The 14,479-nt window shown below is 70.6% G+C and carries 13 protein-coding genes; 8 read left to right on the top strand and 5 right to left on the bottom strand.

Annotated elements, in window-relative coordinates:
- The first annotated feature begins 1 nt into the window (after nt 1).
- Nucleotides 2–1,213, top strand: coding sequence for a methyltransferase (locus NFH66_RS10105; RefSeq protein WP_349610186.1), 1,212 nt, complete (start codon nt 2–4; stop codon nt 1,211–1,213).
- Between the two features lie 7 nt (nt 1,214–1,220).
- Here the strand turns inward: NFH66_RS10105 and NFH66_RS10100 are convergent, their stop codons facing one another.
- Together NFH66_RS10100 and NFH66_RS10095 are read right to left on the bottom strand one after the other, a co-directional pair.
- Nucleotides 1,221–1,613, bottom strand: coding sequence for a glutaredoxin family protein (locus tag NFH66_RS10100; protein WP_349610185.1), 393 nt, complete (start codon nt 1,611–1,613; stop codon nt 1,221–1,223).
- Nucleotides 1,614–1,688: 75 nt separating this feature from the next.
- Nucleotides 1,689–2,825: a ChaN family lipoprotein gene (locus tag NFH66_RS10095; protein ID WP_349610184.1), complete on the bottom strand. Its 1,137-nt coding sequence runs from the start codon at nt 2,823–2,825 to the stop codon at nt 1,689–1,691.
- Between the two features lie 206 nt (nt 2,826–3,031).
- On the opposite strand from NFH66_RS10095, the gene NFH66_RS10090 reads away from it, so the two are divergent.
- From NFH66_RS10090 to NFH66_RS10070, 5 genes are all read left to right on the top strand, one after another.
- A complete protein-coding gene (locus tag NFH66_RS10090; RefSeq protein WP_349610183.1) occupies nt 3,032–4,021 on the top strand; it encodes a metal ABC transporter solute-binding protein, Zn/Mn family in 990 nt (329 codons plus the stop codon).
- Nucleotides 4,022–4,024: 3 nt separating this feature from the next.
- Entirely contained in the window at nt 4,025–4,834 is an 810-nt protein-coding gene (locus tag NFH66_RS10085; protein WP_349610182.1) for a metal ABC transporter ATP-binding protein, read from the top strand.
- The gene (locus NFH66_RS10080) at nt 4,831–6,045 is read left to right on the top strand and encodes a metal ABC transporter permease (RefSeq protein WP_349610181.1); all 1,215 of its coding nucleotides are present in this window, start codon (nt 4,831–4,833) and stop codon (nt 6,043–6,045) included. The genes NFH66_RS10085 and NFH66_RS10080 overlap by 4 nt, the downstream gene beginning before the upstream one ends.
- Nucleotides 6,042–6,965, top strand: a complete 924-nt coding sequence (locus tag NFH66_RS10075) for a metal ABC transporter permease (RefSeq protein WP_349610180.1) — start codon at nt 6,042–6,044, stop codon at nt 6,963–6,965. The genes NFH66_RS10080 and NFH66_RS10075 overlap by 4 nt, the downstream gene beginning before the upstream one ends.
- A gap of 145 nt (nt 6,966–7,110) precedes the next feature.
- Nucleotides 7,111–8,775, top strand: coding sequence for an MBL fold metallo-hydrolase (locus NFH66_RS10070; RefSeq protein WP_349610179.1), 1,665 nt, complete (start codon nt 7,111–7,113; stop codon nt 8,773–8,775).
- A 33-nt stretch (nt 8,776–8,808) separates the two neighbouring features.
- On the opposite strand, the gene NFH66_RS10065 is transcribed toward NFH66_RS10070, so the two are convergent.
- On the bottom strand, nt 8,809–9,714 hold the full coding sequence (locus NFH66_RS10065; protein WP_349610178.1) for a cation diffusion facilitator family transporter: 906 nt from the start codon (nt 9,712–9,714) through the stop codon (nt 8,809–8,811).
- 215 nt (nt 9,715–9,929) lie between these two features.
- On the opposite strand from NFH66_RS10065, the gene NFH66_RS10060 reads away from it, so the two are divergent.
- On the top strand, nt 9,930–11,477 hold the full coding sequence (locus NFH66_RS10060; protein ID WP_349610177.1) for a glutamate synthase-related protein: 1,548 nt from the start codon (nt 9,930–9,932) through the stop codon (nt 11,475–11,477).
- The gene (locus NFH66_RS10055) at nt 11,474–12,013 is read left to right on the top strand and encodes a GNAT family N-acetyltransferase (RefSeq protein WP_349610176.1); all 540 of its coding nucleotides are present in this window, start codon (nt 11,474–11,476) and stop codon (nt 12,011–12,013) included. The genes NFH66_RS10060 and NFH66_RS10055 overlap by 4 nt, the downstream gene beginning before the upstream one ends.
- A gap of 3 nt (nt 12,014–12,016) precedes the next feature.
- On the opposite strand, the gene NFH66_RS10050 is transcribed toward NFH66_RS10055, so the two are convergent.
- Entirely contained in the window at nt 12,017–12,727 is a 711-nt protein-coding gene (locus NFH66_RS10050) for an SIMPL domain-containing protein (RefSeq protein WP_349610175.1), read from the bottom strand.
- Between the two features lie 133 nt (nt 12,728–12,860).
- Nucleotides 12,861–14,450, bottom strand: a complete 1,590-nt coding sequence (locus NFH66_RS10045; RefSeq protein ID WP_349610174.1) for a BCCT family transporter — start codon at nt 14,448–14,450, stop codon at nt 12,861–12,863.
- Nucleotides 14,451–14,479: the final 29 nt, after the last annotated feature.

The raw sequence follows: 14,479 nt of genomic DNA, 5'->3' as shown, positions 1-14,479 counted from the left end.
CGTGACCGACTCCCCGAGCCTCGCCCGGCGCCTGGCGCGCCTTACCGAGCTGCTGGCGCGCCATCAGCTGCTGTGGCGGCCCGAGCCCTTCCAGCACCTCACGCCGCCCTGGGCCGAGGCCTTCCCCGAGCTTCAGGCCGCGCTGCTGGCGCTGGGGGAGGAGCGCCTGGCCCGCCTGCAGGCCGAGCCCTTCATCGACTCGCCTCTGGTCGAGTGGCTGCCGGTGGCGGAGCTCGAGGCGCTCTGTGCGCTGCCTGAGCTGGCGCCGCGTCCCGAACCGCTTCCCGAGGCGTGGAGCCAGCATGTCGGCGGTCGCAAGTGGCGCCAGATCGAGGCCTTCCTGCCGCGGGTGCGCCTGGCCCCGGGGGAGGCGGCGCTGGAGTGGTGCGCCGGCAAGGGGCACCTGGCACGGGCCCTGGCCCGCCGTCATGGCGGGGAGGTGCTCGCCCTGGAGTGGGACCCGGCGCTGTGCGCCGCCGGCGAGGCGCTGGCGCAGGCCCAGGGGCTCGCGGTGCGCCCGATCCGCCAGGACGTGATGGCCCCGGAGGCGGCACGCAGGCTCACCCGCGCTACCCACGCCTGTGCCTTGCACGCCTGTGGCGACCTGCACCGGCGCCTGCTGGAGGCGGCCGCGGCGGCGGGCAGCGCCGTGACCCTGGCACCCTGCTGCTACCAGCGCACAGCCGCGGCGGATTACCGCCCGCTCTCCCGGGCGGCCGGGGCGTCGATGGCGGAACACGGCCTGGCGCTCTCCCGCGACGACCTGGCCCTGGCGGTGCAGGAGACCGTCACCGCACCGCGCGGCGTGCGCCGCCAGCGCCGCCGGGCGGGCGCATGGCGGCTGGGCTTCGACCGCCTGCAGCGCGAGCTGCGCGGCGTCGACGCCTACCTGCCAGTGCCGAGCCTCGCCTACGGGCGCATGCCGGCGTGCTTCGCGGCATTCTGCCGCTGGGCCGCGGCGCAGAAGGGGCTCTCGCTGCCCGCCGGGCTCGACTGGGCGTTGCTAGAGGCCGAAGGATGGCGCCGCCAGGCCGAGGTGTCCCGACTGGAGACGCTGCGTCACCTGTTCCGTCGGCCGCTGGAGGTGTGGCTGGCGCTGGATCGCGCCGCCTTCCTCGCCGAGGCGGGCTACGCCGTGGAGCTCGGCACCTTCTGTCCGCGCGAGCTCACCCCGCGCAACCTGCTGATCCGCGGGCGGCCGGCGTGGTCCTGATGGGGGCTCAGGCCTGTTGGAAGCGGCGCTTCAGCCAGGCGTTGATGGCGTCGGATTCGTAGAGCCACTCGACCTCGCCGTCGGCGTGGGCGATGCGCAGGCAGGGGACCTTGACCCGCCCGCCGCCCTCGGCCAGTTCGCGGCGGTGATCCTGGTCGAGCTGGGCGTCGCGCACCTCGATGGGCAGCCCCAGGCGGGCGATCTCCTTGCGCACCTTCACGCAGAAGGGGCAGCTGCGGAACTGGTAGAGGGCGAGGCCTGCGCAGGCGCGGTCGACCTCGGCCTGGGCCTCAGGGGAGCGCTCCATGGCCTTGGGAGTCGAGAGTTTCTCGGCGATCAGCACGACCGGTGCGAGCAGCGGGCGCAGGCCGCGGAAGAAGAGGCGGATCAGGGGGCGCATGGCGTCTAGGCATCCTCGATGGTTCGCGGGGGGCGGCCATGATGCCACGCCCCCTGGCAGTCGACCACCCGGGGTTCAGGGCGCCTCGCTGGGGAAGCGGGCGAGGAGCTCGCGGACCTCGCCGTCGCGAACGACCTCCAGTGGCAGCAGGGTGCCCGGGGCCTGGCGCCGGATGATCGCGATCAGCTCCTCCATGGCATTCACGCGGTGACCGGCGGCGATGACGATAACATCGCCTTCTCGTAGCCCGCTCCCCGCGGCCACGCTCTCCGGTGCTATCCGGTCGATCCTGACACCGGCTTCGTCCGGAGCCAGCAGCACACCCAACCGTGGCGGTGCCGCCGGTTCATGGCGCGCCTCGTCGCCCAGGCCGAACAGCGCATCGGCGATTTCGGTCGGGGCGGGGCAGCCGCGCTCCCGAGGCCAGGCCAGGGCGGTGTGGGTCTCGGTGACACCGAGCGTGGCGAGCTGGTGGGGAACCCCGTGGCCGTGGCGCACATGGCCCTCGCCCATCAGCCCCACTACCAGTGGCGCGGACTCGGCGGCCTGGGCGAGGCCTTCGGCCATGGCACGGTCCCACACCAGCTGGGCATCGATGAAGCGTTCGAGTCCACCGGGGGCCGCGGTGTCGCCGGGGTGTGCGGCGTAGATCTCGGTGAGCAGGGTGCGGTATTCGGGCGCGGCTGGCGCCGGCGCGGTCAGCCCGTGGCGCTCTGTCGCCGGCACCGCCTCCCAGCCCTCCGTGACCAGCCGCTGGCGTAGCTCCGGGGTGATGTTCAGCGCCACCAGCGGGATGCGGTGCATGCGCGCGAAGTGCAGGATCGGCAGGTAGAGTTCGGGGTCATAGCCCCAGGCATCGTACCAGCCGCTGGACTCCAGGAAGGTCGCCTCGTCGAGCTCGCCGGCCACCCAGTCATCCAGCGCCGGCTGGGCCTCGCGCGGCAACATCTCCAGGCCGATCGCCAGGTTCGGCTGATGGCCGTGCAGTGCCGCCAGGGTGTGCAGCTGCCAGCGATGGTGGGCCAGGCGCTCATGCTGCTCGCCGAGCAGTACTACCCGGCCGGTGGCCAGCTCGCGCATCAGGGTGTCGCCGGCGATCGGCTGGCCGTCGTGCTGCCACTGGCCGGGCGCGGGACACTCCTGGGCCAGGGCGGTGGCTTGGCCGCTCATCAGCGCAGCGAAAAGAAGGGCGGCTTGGCGGTGGCGTGGCATGGCGGCTCCGGGCGATGAGAGGCGAGCCGCTACCATAGCGCAGAGCGCAAGGGGTCGCGATCCTCGAGGGAGCACGGCCGGATCGGGGGGCGCTGATCCAAGTGGACGCCGCCAATTTAGCAACGGACGCCCGACGCGGTACCCTATAGGCTATGCCAAGGGCGGGAATTCCCTCGCCGTTGGGGTATCCATTCAAGGAGTGCCGAGTGTCATTGCGTCGTCGAGTCGTCTGTCTGGCCACCCTGCTGGTTTCGCCGTTGCTGGTCTCGCCTGTGCTGGCCGAGGAGGAGCACCGGCTGCGCCTGGTCGCTACCACCGGCATGGTCGCCGATATCGTGCGGGAGGTGGGGGGCGAGCGGGTCGAGGTGCAGGGACTGATGGGGCCCGGAGTCGACCCCCACCTCTATCGCCAGACGCGTAGCGACGTGGTCGCCATGACCCGCGCAGACGCCGTGTTCTGGAGCGGCTTGAGCCTCGAGGTGCAACTGGCCGAGCTGCTCGAGCGCCTGGGCCAGCGGAGCCCGGTATTTGCGGTGGCCGAGGCGGTGCCGCGGGAGGCGCTGTTGGCCGATGAGGCCTACCCTGACCAGCCCGACCCCCATGTGTGGATGGATCCCGGGCGGTGGCGCCACGCGGTTGTTGCCGTGCGTGATGCGCTGGTCGAGCTGGATCCCGAAGGCGTCGCCGCCTTCGAGGCCAGTGCCGAGGCGTATCTGGAGGAGCTCGATGGACTTGATGCCTATGCCGGCGAGGTCCTCGGCACCATCCCCGAGGAGTCCCGCGTGCTGGTCACCGCCCACGACGCCTTCGGGTACTTCGGCGATGCCTACGGGCTGGAGGTGCTGGGCATCCAGGGTTTCTCCACCGAGAGCGAGGCGGGGCTCTCGCGTATCGAGACCCTGGTCGACCTGCTGGTCGAGCGTGAGATTGGTGCCATCTTCGTTGAGACCTCGGTGTCGGAGCGCAGCATCCGTGCCCTGATAGAGGGCGCCGCCGCCGCGGGCCACGAGGTGCGCATCGGTGGCGAGCTCTTCTCCGACGCCATGGGGCCCGAGGGCAGCTACGAAGGCAGCTGGCTGGGCATGCTCGACCACAATGTCACTACCATCGCCCGGGCCCTGGACGGCGACGCCCCGCCGGCCGGCTGGCAGGGCCGCCTGGCCCAGGCGTCCCCTGACACCGCCGAGGAGGAGTGACCCATGCCCGATTCGCGACTCGGCAAGGCGGTGATCGCCAGCCCCCTGGCGATCCAGGGGCTCACCGTCAGCTATGACCACCGTCCGGTGGTGCACTCGGTGGACTTCATCACGCCGCCGGGCAGCATGAGTGCCATCATCGGCCCCAACGGCGCCGGCAAGTCGACCCTGCTCAAGGCGGCGCTGGGCATCACCCGACGCCTCTCGGGTGAGGTGCGGGTCTTCGGTCGCCCCCTGGAGCAGGAGATGCGCCACCTGGCCTTCGTGCCCCAGCGCTCCAGCATCGACTGGGACTTTCCGGCCCGGGTCATCGACGTGGTCGGCATGGGGCTCTACCGCGACCTGCGCTGGTGGCAGTTCGGTTCCCGGCGGCTGCACCGGCGAGCCATGGAGAGCCTGGCCCGGGTCGGCATGGAGGGGTTCGCCGAGCGCCAGATCGGCCAGCTCTCCGGAGGCCAGCAGCAGCGGGTGTTCCTGGCCAGGGCGCTGGTCCAGGAGGCCGACATCACGATTCTCGACGAGCCCTTCGCCGGGGTCGATGCCGCCACCGAGGCGGCGATCATCGAGGTCCTCAAGTCCCTGCGCGACGAGGGGCGGACCCTGCTCTGCGTGCATCACGACCTGGCCACGGTGCGTGACTACTTTGATCATGTGCTGCTGATGAACGTGAGGCGCATCGCCGCGGGCCCCGTCGATGAGGCCTTCAGCGAGGAGAACCTGCAGGCCACCTATGGCGGCCGGTTAAGCCCCGTGCAGCTGGCACGGCTCATCGAGTCGCCAAGAGCAGCGCACAAGGATGGGGCGGGGCGATGATGATGGAGACGTGGTGGCGAGCGCTGACCTTCACCCTGGGCTACAACACCAGCCTGGTGACCGTGGGTGCCATGCTCCTTGCCGCCGCCGCGGGCATGGTGGGCAGCTTCGTGCTGCTGCGCAAGCGTGCCCTGGTCAGCGATGCCATCAGCCACTCCACCTTGCCTGGGCTGGCGCTGGCCTTCCTGGTCATGGGCGTGTGGCAGGGCGATGGCCGGGTGCTGCCGGCGCTGCTGGCCGGCGCCGCGGCCAGTGCCGCCCTGGGGCTGTGGTTGGTGCAGCGCATCGGCGAGCGCACCCGGCTGGGCGAGGACGCCGCCATCGGCGCCGTGCTCTCGACCTTCTTCGCCTTCGGTGTGGTGCTGATCACCGTGATCCAGACCCTCTCGGTGCGCGGCCAGTCGGGGCTGACCGGCTACCTGGTGGGCGCCACGGCCGGCATGCTCTACTCCGAAGCGCTGCTGATCGCCGCCTGTGCCGTGGGCCTGCTGCTGGCGCTGCTGGTGTGGCGCCGTGACCTGCTGCTGCTATGCTTCGATGCGGATTTTGCCCGCACCCAGGGCTTCGATACCGGCAGGCTCGACCTGCTGCTGCTGCTGCTGCTGATGGCGGTGGTGGTGATCGGACTCAAGGTCACCGGGCTGATCCTGGTGGTGGCGCTGACCATCATCCCGCCGGTGGCGGCACGCTTCTGGACCGACCAGCCCATGCGCATGGTGGCGCTGGCGGCCCTGCTCGGTGCCCTGTCGGGCTATCTCGGCGTCTCGCTCTCCAGCGTGCGCGAGGGGCTGCCCACCGGGCCGCTGATCGTGCTCGCCGCCTTCACGCTGTTCCTGGTCTCCTTCCTGTTCTCGCCGCGTCGCGGTGTGCTGGCCTCGCTGCTCGCCTATCGCCGCCTGCGCCGCCGGGTGCATCTGCGCCAGGGGCTGCTCGCCCTGGGGCGGGACGAGCCGATCTTCGATGGCCTGACCCTCAAGCTGCTGCGGCGGCGCGGCCATGTGCGCCGCGACGGGGTGGCCACCCCGGCGGGCCAGGCGGCGGCGCGCGACGCCGAGCACGAGGAGCGCCTCTGGGCGCTCTATCGTCGGCGCTACCCCGACGACGCCCTGCACCGTGAACATGCCGGCCTGACGCCGATCGGCCAGGTGCTCTCGGCGGACGCCATCATGGCCCTGGAGGCGGAGTTGCCGCCCGCGGAGGTGGCACGGTGAACGAGTTCATGATGTTCAGCCTGGTGCCGCTGACGATCGCCATCATCATCTCGATGACCTGTGCCCTGCTCGGCAACTTCCTGGTGCTGCGCCGCCAGAGCCTGATTGGCGATGCCATCAGCCATGTGGCGCTGCCCGGCATCGTGGTGAGCTTCCTGATCACCGGCACCCTGGCGTCCCTGGCGATGATGCTGGGCGCCGGGGTGGCCGCCCTGGTGACGGTGGCGCTGATCGAGCTGATCCGCCGCCTGGGGCGGGTGGAGGGCAGCGCTGCCATGGGCGTGGTGTTCACCAGCCTATTCGCCCTGGGCGTGCTGCTGCTGGAGTGGCACGGCGCCGGCGGGGTGCACCTGGACGTCGAGCACGCCCTCTACGGCAACCTGGAGAGCCTGATCTGGTTCGAGGGCAGCGGCCTCGCCGCACTGTTCGACCCGGTGGCGCTGGCCGACCTGCCGCCTCAACTGGGCCGTGCTGCCTGGGTCGGGCTGATGGTGGTGGGCTTCGTGGTGGTCATGCGCCGCCCGCTGGTGCTGGCCAGCTTCGATCCCGACTTCGCCGCCAGCTTGCAGGCGCGCCCGGCGCTGGTCGACCTGCTGCTGGTCACCCTGGTGGCGGTGGCGGCCATCGCCGCCTTCGAGGCGGTGGGGTCGATCATCGTCATCGCCATGTTCGTCTGCCCGGCCGCCGCCGCCCGGCTGATGACCAACCGGCTCGGGGCACAGATCGCCTGGAGCCAGCTGTTCGCGGTGCTGGCGGCGGTGGTCGGCTACCTGCTGGCCGGCGAGGCGCCGCGCTGGCTGGGCTTCGAGGCCTCGCTCAGCGCCGCCGGCATGATCGCCACCGTCGCGGGACTGATCCTGCTCGCCGCCTGCCTGTTTGGCCCCTGCCGCGCACGTACCGGTTCGGCGCAGCGCGCCTGACCCTGCCACGCATTCGGGAAAAGCGTCAGCCGGCGTCCTCCTCGCTGCCGGCCGGACGGCGCGCCATCACGGTGATCTCGACGTGGGCGCCGCCGTAGAGACGGGGTCACGGTATTGTCGAGCCAATTGCCACAAGGAACCCGTGATGACCCAGCCCGACAACGCCCGGCAGGTGCGGCCCGCCGCCACCCTGGCGCTGGTACGCGACGGGGCGTCGGGTCTCGAGGTGCTGATGTTGCAGCGTACCTGGCAGGCGGCCTTCCTGCCCGGCTATCACGTCTTTCCCGGCGGGGCCGTGGATCCCCAGGATCCTGATGTGCGTGCCTTCAGCTCCGGCCGGGGAGACGCCGCCATCAGCCAGACCCTGAGCCTCGACGAGGGCGGCGCCGACTACATGATCGCGGCACTGCGCGAGTGCCTGGAGGAGGCGGGCCTGCTGCTGGCCGTGGACGGCCAGGGGCGCCTGCCGTCGGGGGACCATCCGGTGCTCAACGAGGGGCGCGAGGCGCTGCGCCGCGAGGAGACGAGTTTCCGGACGCTGTGCGAGCGCCACGGTCTTGGCCTGCCGCTGGACCGACTGGCCTACCTGGGTCATTGGGTCACGCCGCGAGGCGCGCCGCGGCGCTTCGACACGCGCTTCTTCGTCGCCCTGGCGCCGCCGGGCCAGCAGGCGACGCATGACGGCAGCGAGACCATCGACCACGCCTGGTTGACTCCCGCCGAGGCCCTGGCCGCGCATCGCCAGGAACGGATGGCGTTGGGCTATCCCACCCTGCGTACCCTGCGCCTGATCGGTGACTTCTCCACCGCCGAGGCGCTGCTGCGCCACGCCCATGCCAATCCGCCGACGCCACGACCCAGTCGCCCCTGGCCGGCCCATCGGGGCGGCGTGGCCTGGGAGGTGGAGCCGGATGCCCCGGCCTACGCGGAGGTGCGCCGCCTGGACCCGCACCGCCAGGGCACGGCCAGCGCCGAGATCGTGCCGGGCCGGGCGGTCGAGCTGGCGCCGGGAGTGATCCGGCTCACCGCGCCCAATCCGGGGGCGATGACCGGCCCCGGCACCAATAGCTACCTGCTGGGCAACGGTGACGAGCATGTGGTGATCGACCCCGGCCCCGCGGACCCACTCCACCTGGAGCGGCTGCTGGCGCTGGCCGGCGGACGCATCTCCCGGGTGCTGGTGACCCACACCCATATCGACCACTCGCCGGGGGCGGCCTGGCTCAAGGCACGCACCGGCGCCCGGCTGGTGGGCCTGCCGCCGCCGCCCGGAACCAGCCAGGACGCCGGCTTCGTGCCCGACCAGCGGCCGACCCACGGCGAGCGCCTGGCAACGCCGGTGGGCCCGCTCAAGGTGCTGCACACCCCGGGCCACGCCTCCAACCATCTCTGCTACCTGCTGGAGCCGATGCGGCTGCTGTTCGCCGGCGACCAGGTGATGCAAGGCTCCACGGTGGTGATCAACCCGCCGGACGGCGACATGGCCGCCTACCTGGCGGCGCTGAATGCCCTGGGAGAGGAGGCCTTCGATACCATCGCCCCGGGCCATGGCTTCCTGATCAGCGAGGCCCACGCCGCCATCGACTTCCTGGTCACCCATCGCCTGGCTCGCGAGCACAAGGTGCGCCTGGCGCTGGCGCGACACGGGCCGGCCAGCCTGGAGGCGCTCACCCGGCATGCCTACGACGATGTGCCCGAGGCGCGCCGGGGGCTGGCCGCGCGCTCGGCCCTGGCGCATCTGCTCAAGCTGGAGGCGGAGGGGCGGGCAGGGCAGCAGGCGGGGCTATGGGCCTCTCGCGGCGAAGGGTGAGGGGGCGTTCGCGTCCAGCTGCGTGCGCCGCGCCTATGCCCAGCGCTCGTCGGCGGTAAAGGCCACGGTGAACCAGCGCCGTTCGGGCGGTGGGCTCAAGCCGGCGGCGATCTGGGCGCGTATCTCGTCCATCAGCGCCACGCCCTGGCCGGCGGCGAAGTCGGGGGCGGTGACGATATGGATCTCGATGAAGTGGCCGCGTCCCGCCTTGGCCACGTGGCTGTAGTAGCTCAGCAGTCCTTCCCGCGCCATCACCGGGGCCATGGCCGCGTGCACTTCCTGATCCAGCGAGCTTGGGGCGATCAGGAAGATCTCCTTCACCGCCCGGCGCACGATGCCGAGGGGCACCGGCATGAAGCCGGCCGTCAGCAGCATCAGCAGCACGGAGTCCACGTAGGGGATGAGATGCGCCCAGGCGCTGCCCTGCAGCAAGCGGGCGATGACGAAGGCCACCAGCAGCGCGGTGGTGATCAGTGCCGCCATCAACCAGCCCTGCATGTCGATGCGCACGAACTCGGAATCCGCCCGTCGATTGATGCGCCGCTGGTAGGCGGTCATGGCGAAGCAGACGATGGCCACCACCACGGCGTAAGCGATGGCCAGGTCGAAGTCCAGGGCATGGCCACCCTCGCGCAGCTCCAGCAGGGCGGTGAGGAAGGCGTAGAAGCAGAGCAGCATCAGGATGCTGCCATTCAGCGCCGCCACCAGCGGCTCCAGGTGCCAGTAGCCATGCTGGAAGCGCTCGCTGGCCTCGCGCACGGCGAGCCTTGCCACCAGCAGCGCCAACCCAGACATCGCCGCGTCGATGGTCGAGAAGACCCCGTCGAAGAGGATCGACTGGGAGCCGGCCGCCAGGCCCACGCTCACCCCCAGGCTCGAGACCACCAGGGTCATCACGATGGAGAGCTTCAGGGCGCGCTGCTCGAGGGTGGCTGGCATGACATGGGCTCGTGGTTCAGGGCGTCTCCATACTAGCGAAGCGACGGCAGGGCGGGAATGGCGCGGCTCAATGTTATTCTGGCCATGCCGCGCGCTACACCGGCTGCGTTGACGCGGCCCGGCATGCGCCGCTGGCAGCGTTGCCCTCCTTCCACCAGACTGGAACAGGAAACGTGTGCCGCCAGTGGGTGGCCTAGCCGACGGGAGTCCGCCAGATGCGCCAGCCGATCATCGCCGACAATAAGCCGAAGAAGGTCAGACTGGAGAAGGGCACGGAGTATGCCTTCTGCCGCTGCGGCCGCTCCCAGGACCAGCCCTTCTGTGACGGCTCCCATCAGGGCAGCGGCTTCACGCCGCTGATGTTCACCGCCGAGAAGAGCGGTGAGGCCTATCTGTGCCAGTGCAAGCAGACCGGCGACGCCCCCTACTGCGACGGCACCCACAAGAACTTCAATGCCGGCCAGGTGGGTCAGGAGGCGCCGGTGCCTGACGAGCAGGGCGACGCCATGCCCGCGGCGAAGCCCACCGAGGAGGAGCCCACGGTCGAGCTTATCCATCGGCTGGCCCGGGAGGGGCTGGCGGGGGTCGGGCCCCACGGGCCGGTAGCCGCCATGGGCGTACCGCGTCATCGCCTGCCGGCGTGGGACGACCTGCAGCTGATGGTGGCGCAGCTCGCCACCCAGCCGCTGCTCGATGATGCCGAGGTGACAACGCAGCTGGTGGTCGGCCCCGAGGCGAAGAAGCCGCTGACCTTGGAGATGCCGCTGCTGGTCTCCGACATGAGCTTCGGCGCGCTCTCGCTGGAGGCCAAGGTGGCGCTGGCGCGGGGCGCCGAAGGGGCCGGCACCGGCATCTGCTCGGGCGAGGGCGGCATGCTGCCCGAGGAGCAGGCCGAGAACTCCCGCTATTTCTACGAGCTGGCCAGCGCCCATTTCGGCTACGCGGAGAGCCTGCTCGAGAAGGTGCAGGCGTTTCACTTCAAGGGTGGCCAGGGGGCCAAGACCGGCACCGGTGGCCATCTGCCGGCCAGCAAGGTGACGGCGCGCATCGCCGAAGTGCGCGGTCTGCAGCAGGGCGAGGCGGCGATATCGCCAGCCACCTTCAAGGATCTGCATACGCCCGCGGACTTCCGGCGCTATGGTGATCGCGTGCGTGAGATCACCGGCGGCATCCCCATCGGCTTCAAGCTCAGCGCCAACCATATCGAGCGCGACATCCAGTTCGCCCTCGACGCCGGCGCCGACTACCTGATCCTCGATGGTCGCGGCGGCGGTACCGGGGCGGCGCCGCTAATGTTTCGTGACCATATCAGCGTGCCCACCATTCCCGCCCTGGCCCGGGCACGGCGCTACCTGGATCACGAGGGCGCCGGCGGACGGGTGACGTTGATCGTCACCGGCGGCCTGCGCCTGCCGATCGACTTCGTCAAGGCGCTGGCGCTGGGCGCGGACGGCGTGGCCATCGCCAATAGCGCCATGCAGTCCATCGGCTGCGTGGCCGCACGAATCTGTCATACCAATAACTGCCCGGCGGGCATCGCCACCCAGCGTGGCGACCTGCGCCAGCGTCTTGATGTCGGCAAGTCCGCGGCCCAGTTGACGCGCTTCCTGCAGGCGTCGAGGCAGCTGATGCAGGTGATGGCCCGAGCCTGCGGCCATGCTAGCCTGGCGGGCCTCAACCCCAACGATCTGGCGACCTGGAAGCACGAGATGGCGCTGCTGAGCGGGGTGCGCTATGCCGGCCTGCTGGAGCCGGGCTGGTGAAGCTCTCGCCGGCGGAGGCCATGGCGGGGGGACCCGCCGAAGACGAGGGCACCCTCGAGGGGCGCATCCGCATCGTGCGCCTGGCAGCGGACTCGCCCCACCTGCTGGGCCTGGTGCGCTGGGCGGTGGCCCAGTGGGGCCATCATGACCCAGGCAGGCGCCTCGACCAGGCCGTGGCCGAGTTTCGCACCCAGTGCGGGGAGGCCGGCTTGCCCTCGGTGTTCGTCGCGCTTTCCGGCGATACCCCGGTGGGCATGGCCAGCCTGGTCGACGACGACATGCACGACCGCCCGCTCCTCAACCCCTGGCTCGCCTCGGTCTATGTCTGCCCCGACTGGCGCGGCCAGGGCATCGCCTCGTGCCTGGTGAGGCGCGTGGAGCGGGAGGCAAGCGAGCACGGCATCGCCACCCTGCACCTGTTCACCCCGGACCGCCAGGCGCTCTATCGCCGCCTGGGTTGGTGCGTCGTGAAGGAGCGCGACTACCGCGGCGAACGCGTCACCATCATGCGTCGGGTGCTGGGCGAGTCGGCCTGACGGCTAGCGCAGGTAGTACTCCACCGTGGTGACCACGCGCACCGTCTTCACCGGCTGCTGTTGTTCGGCAATGCCGGCGGCCTGGTCCCGGGCGCGGATCTCGAACACCCCCTGGTTGGCGCGGCGCAGGTCGCCGACGTCGGCGTTGGCGTCGCGGGCGAACTGCTCGGCCGCCTCCCGCGCCGCCGCGGTGGCCTCGGCGATCATCGTCGGCTTGATCGCGTTGAGGCCGCGGAACAGGTAGAGCGGCCCGCCGGGGCCGTAGTCGGAGGAGAGCACCACCCCAGCGTCGAGCAGCTCACCCACGGCTTGGGCGGTGTCGCGGATACGCTCGATCTCGGTGCTGCGCACCGTCAGCGTCTGGTTGATGATGAAGGTCTGTTCCACGTTGCCGCTGCGGTAGGGGTTGGCCGAGGTGTCGTTGACGTTGAGCCGTTGCAGCTCCACCTGGTCGTCGGCGATGCCGTGGCGTGCCAGGAAGGCGAGGATCGCCTCGCGACTGCCGCTGGCCTGGTCACGGGCCTGCTGCAGGGTCGAGCCCGAGGCCACGAAGTGCAGCGGCCACAGCGCCAGGTCGGCCTCGACCTCGCGCTCGGCCAGCCCCTTGACGGTGACGTAGCGGTCGCCGGTGCGCAGGTCGGTGAGGCCATCGCCGATCAGCGAGGCCGCCACGATGGCAGCGATGGCGAGTATCAGGGTGTGAATGAGCTTCATGACGGCTCCTTCTGCAGGATGGCCGGCCAACGGCCGGGAGGGGGGAGGCATCGTGTCCGATGCCTCCATGATAAGCCACGCGGGCGGCGTGTGACCCCTCGCGACGCCATTCCGGGCTTCTCCTGCGGTGGCTTCACCCGGCCCTGGCGCTGGCCACCTGGTGGCTGGCGATCACGCCCTGTTCCCGGGCCATGGCGTAGGCGGCCTTGGGGCCGGCCCATAGCGAGGGCAGCAGTACCAGCGAGACGGGGATCGCGGTGATCACGATGAACTGCTGCAGGGCGCCGATCTGTCCTGCGCCCATGTAGAGCAGGATGCCGGCCATCAGCGCCATGGCGATGCCCCAGAAGGCACGCACCAGGCGGTTCGGGGCGTCGTGGCCGGTGCACACCACGGCGATGGCATAGCTCATGGAGTCGCCGGTGGTGGCCACGAAGACGCTGGTCAGCAGCAGGATGGCCAGCGCCATCAGGGGCCCGCCCGGCAGCGCCTGGGCCACGGTCAGGGTCGCCACGTCGAACTGGAAGCTGTTCAGCGCCTCGCTGAGGTCGATCGCCCCGGTCAGCTGGTAGTGGATGCCCGAGCCGCCCAGCAGGGTGAACCAGACCGCGGTGGCAACCGGTGCCATCACCGCCACGGCCAGGATCATCTCGCGGATGGTGCGTCCGCGGGAGATGCGGGCCACGAAGATCGCCATCAGCGGCGCATAGCCGATGAACCAGGCGAAGAAGAACACCGTCCACCACTGCATCCACCAGGCCGGCGCGGTCTCGGCGCTCATGGTGGCCATGGTGAAGAACGACGACAGGTACTCGCCGAAGCCTTGGCTGAAGGCGTTGACCAGGAACAGGGTGGGGCCGGCCACCAGGATCACCGCGGCGATGGCCAGCGCCAGGAAGACGTTGAAGCGCGACAGGACCTGGATGCCCTTGTGGATGCCGGTCATCGCCGAGCTGATGTAGACCCCCGCCAGCAGCACCAGGATGCCGAGCTGGGTGGCGTAGCCCTCGCCGACGCCGAACAGCTCGTGCAGGCCGAAGCTCACCTGGGTGGCGAGGAAGCCGATGGGGCCGACGGTGCCGGCCACCACGGCGATCACGCAGCAGGCATCTACCACGCTGCCCAGCGCCCCCTTCATGATGTGCTCGCCCAGCAGCGGATAGAGCAGGGTGCGCGGCTGCAGTGGCTGGCCCTTCACGTAGTGGGCATGGGCCAGCACGAGGGCGCTGAGCGTGCCGAGTACCGCCCAGGCCAGAAAGCCCCAGTGCATGAACGACTGGGCGAGTGCCCCGGCCACCGCCTCGGCGGTACCCGCCTGGGTGTCGAAGGCGGGCGGGGTCACCACGAAGTGGTAGACCGGCTCGCCCGCGGCGAAGAAGACGCCGCCCCCGGCCAGCAGGGTACACATGATCATCGACAGCCACTTGAAGGTGCCGATCTGCGGGCTTTCCAGGTTACCCACCCGGGCGCCGGCCGCCGGCGAGACGGCCACGCCGATGGCGATCAGGAAGGTGAGCAACAGCAGGAGCTGGAAGTAGGTGCCCAGGGTGGCTGCCGTCCAGGCGAAGCCGGCGCTGATGCCGTCGGCCACCATGTCGATGTCATGAAGCGACAGGCCGACGAAGGCGATGATGAAGCCGACCGTGAGCAGCAGTACGATGGGGTCGCCCAGGCGCGACGGCGCCGAGGCCCTGCTCGTGGCGGGAGAGTGGTTCGCAGGCATGGGGAGGCTCTAGTTGCGGAGGATTTGTG

The sequence above is a fragment of the Halomonas sp. H10-9-1 genome (assembly GCF_040147005.1).
Taxonomy (GTDB): domain Bacteria; phylum Pseudomonadota; class Gammaproteobacteria; order Pseudomonadales; family Halomonadaceae; genus Halomonas.
This window is presented reverse-complemented; position numbering and strand designations above follow the sequence as displayed.

Bases quoted from the DNA above. Each gene is read 5' to 3' on its own strand.
- NFH66_RS10100 (WP_349610185.1), bottom strand. From the start codon at position 1,613: ATGCGCCCCCTGATCCGCCTCTTCTTCCGCGGCCTGCGCCCGCTGCTC.
- NFH66_RS10095 (WP_349610184.1), bottom strand. From the start codon at position 2,825: ATGCCACGCCACCGCCAAGCCGCCCTTCTTTTCGCTGCGCTGATGAGC.
- NFH66_RS10085 (WP_349610182.1), top strand. From the start codon at position 4,025: ATGCCCGATTCGCGACTCGGCAAGGCGGTGATCGCCAGCCCCCTGGCG.
- NFH66_RS10080 (WP_349610181.1), top strand. From the start codon at position 4,831: ATGATGATGGAGACGTGGTGGCGAGCGCTGACCTTCACCCTGGGCTAC.
- NFH66_RS10070 (WP_349610179.1), top strand. From the start codon at position 7,111: ATGACCCAGCCCGACAACGCCCGGCAGGTGCGGCCCGCCGCCACCCTG.
- NFH66_RS10065 (WP_349610178.1), bottom strand. From the start codon at position 9,714: ATGCCAGCCACCCTCGAGCAGCGCGCCCTGAAGCTCTCCATCGTGATG.
- NFH66_RS10060 (WP_349610177.1), top strand. From the start codon at position 9,930: ATGCGCCAGCCGATCATCGCCGACAATAAGCCGAAGAAGGTCAGACTG.
- NFH66_RS10050 (WP_349610175.1), bottom strand. From the start codon at position 12,727: ATGAAGCTCATTCACACCCTGATACTCGCCATCGCTGCCATCGTGGCG.
- NFH66_RS10045 (WP_349610174.1), bottom strand. From the start codon at position 14,450: ATGCCTGCGAACCACTCTCCCGCCACGAGCAGGGCCTCGGCGCCGTCG.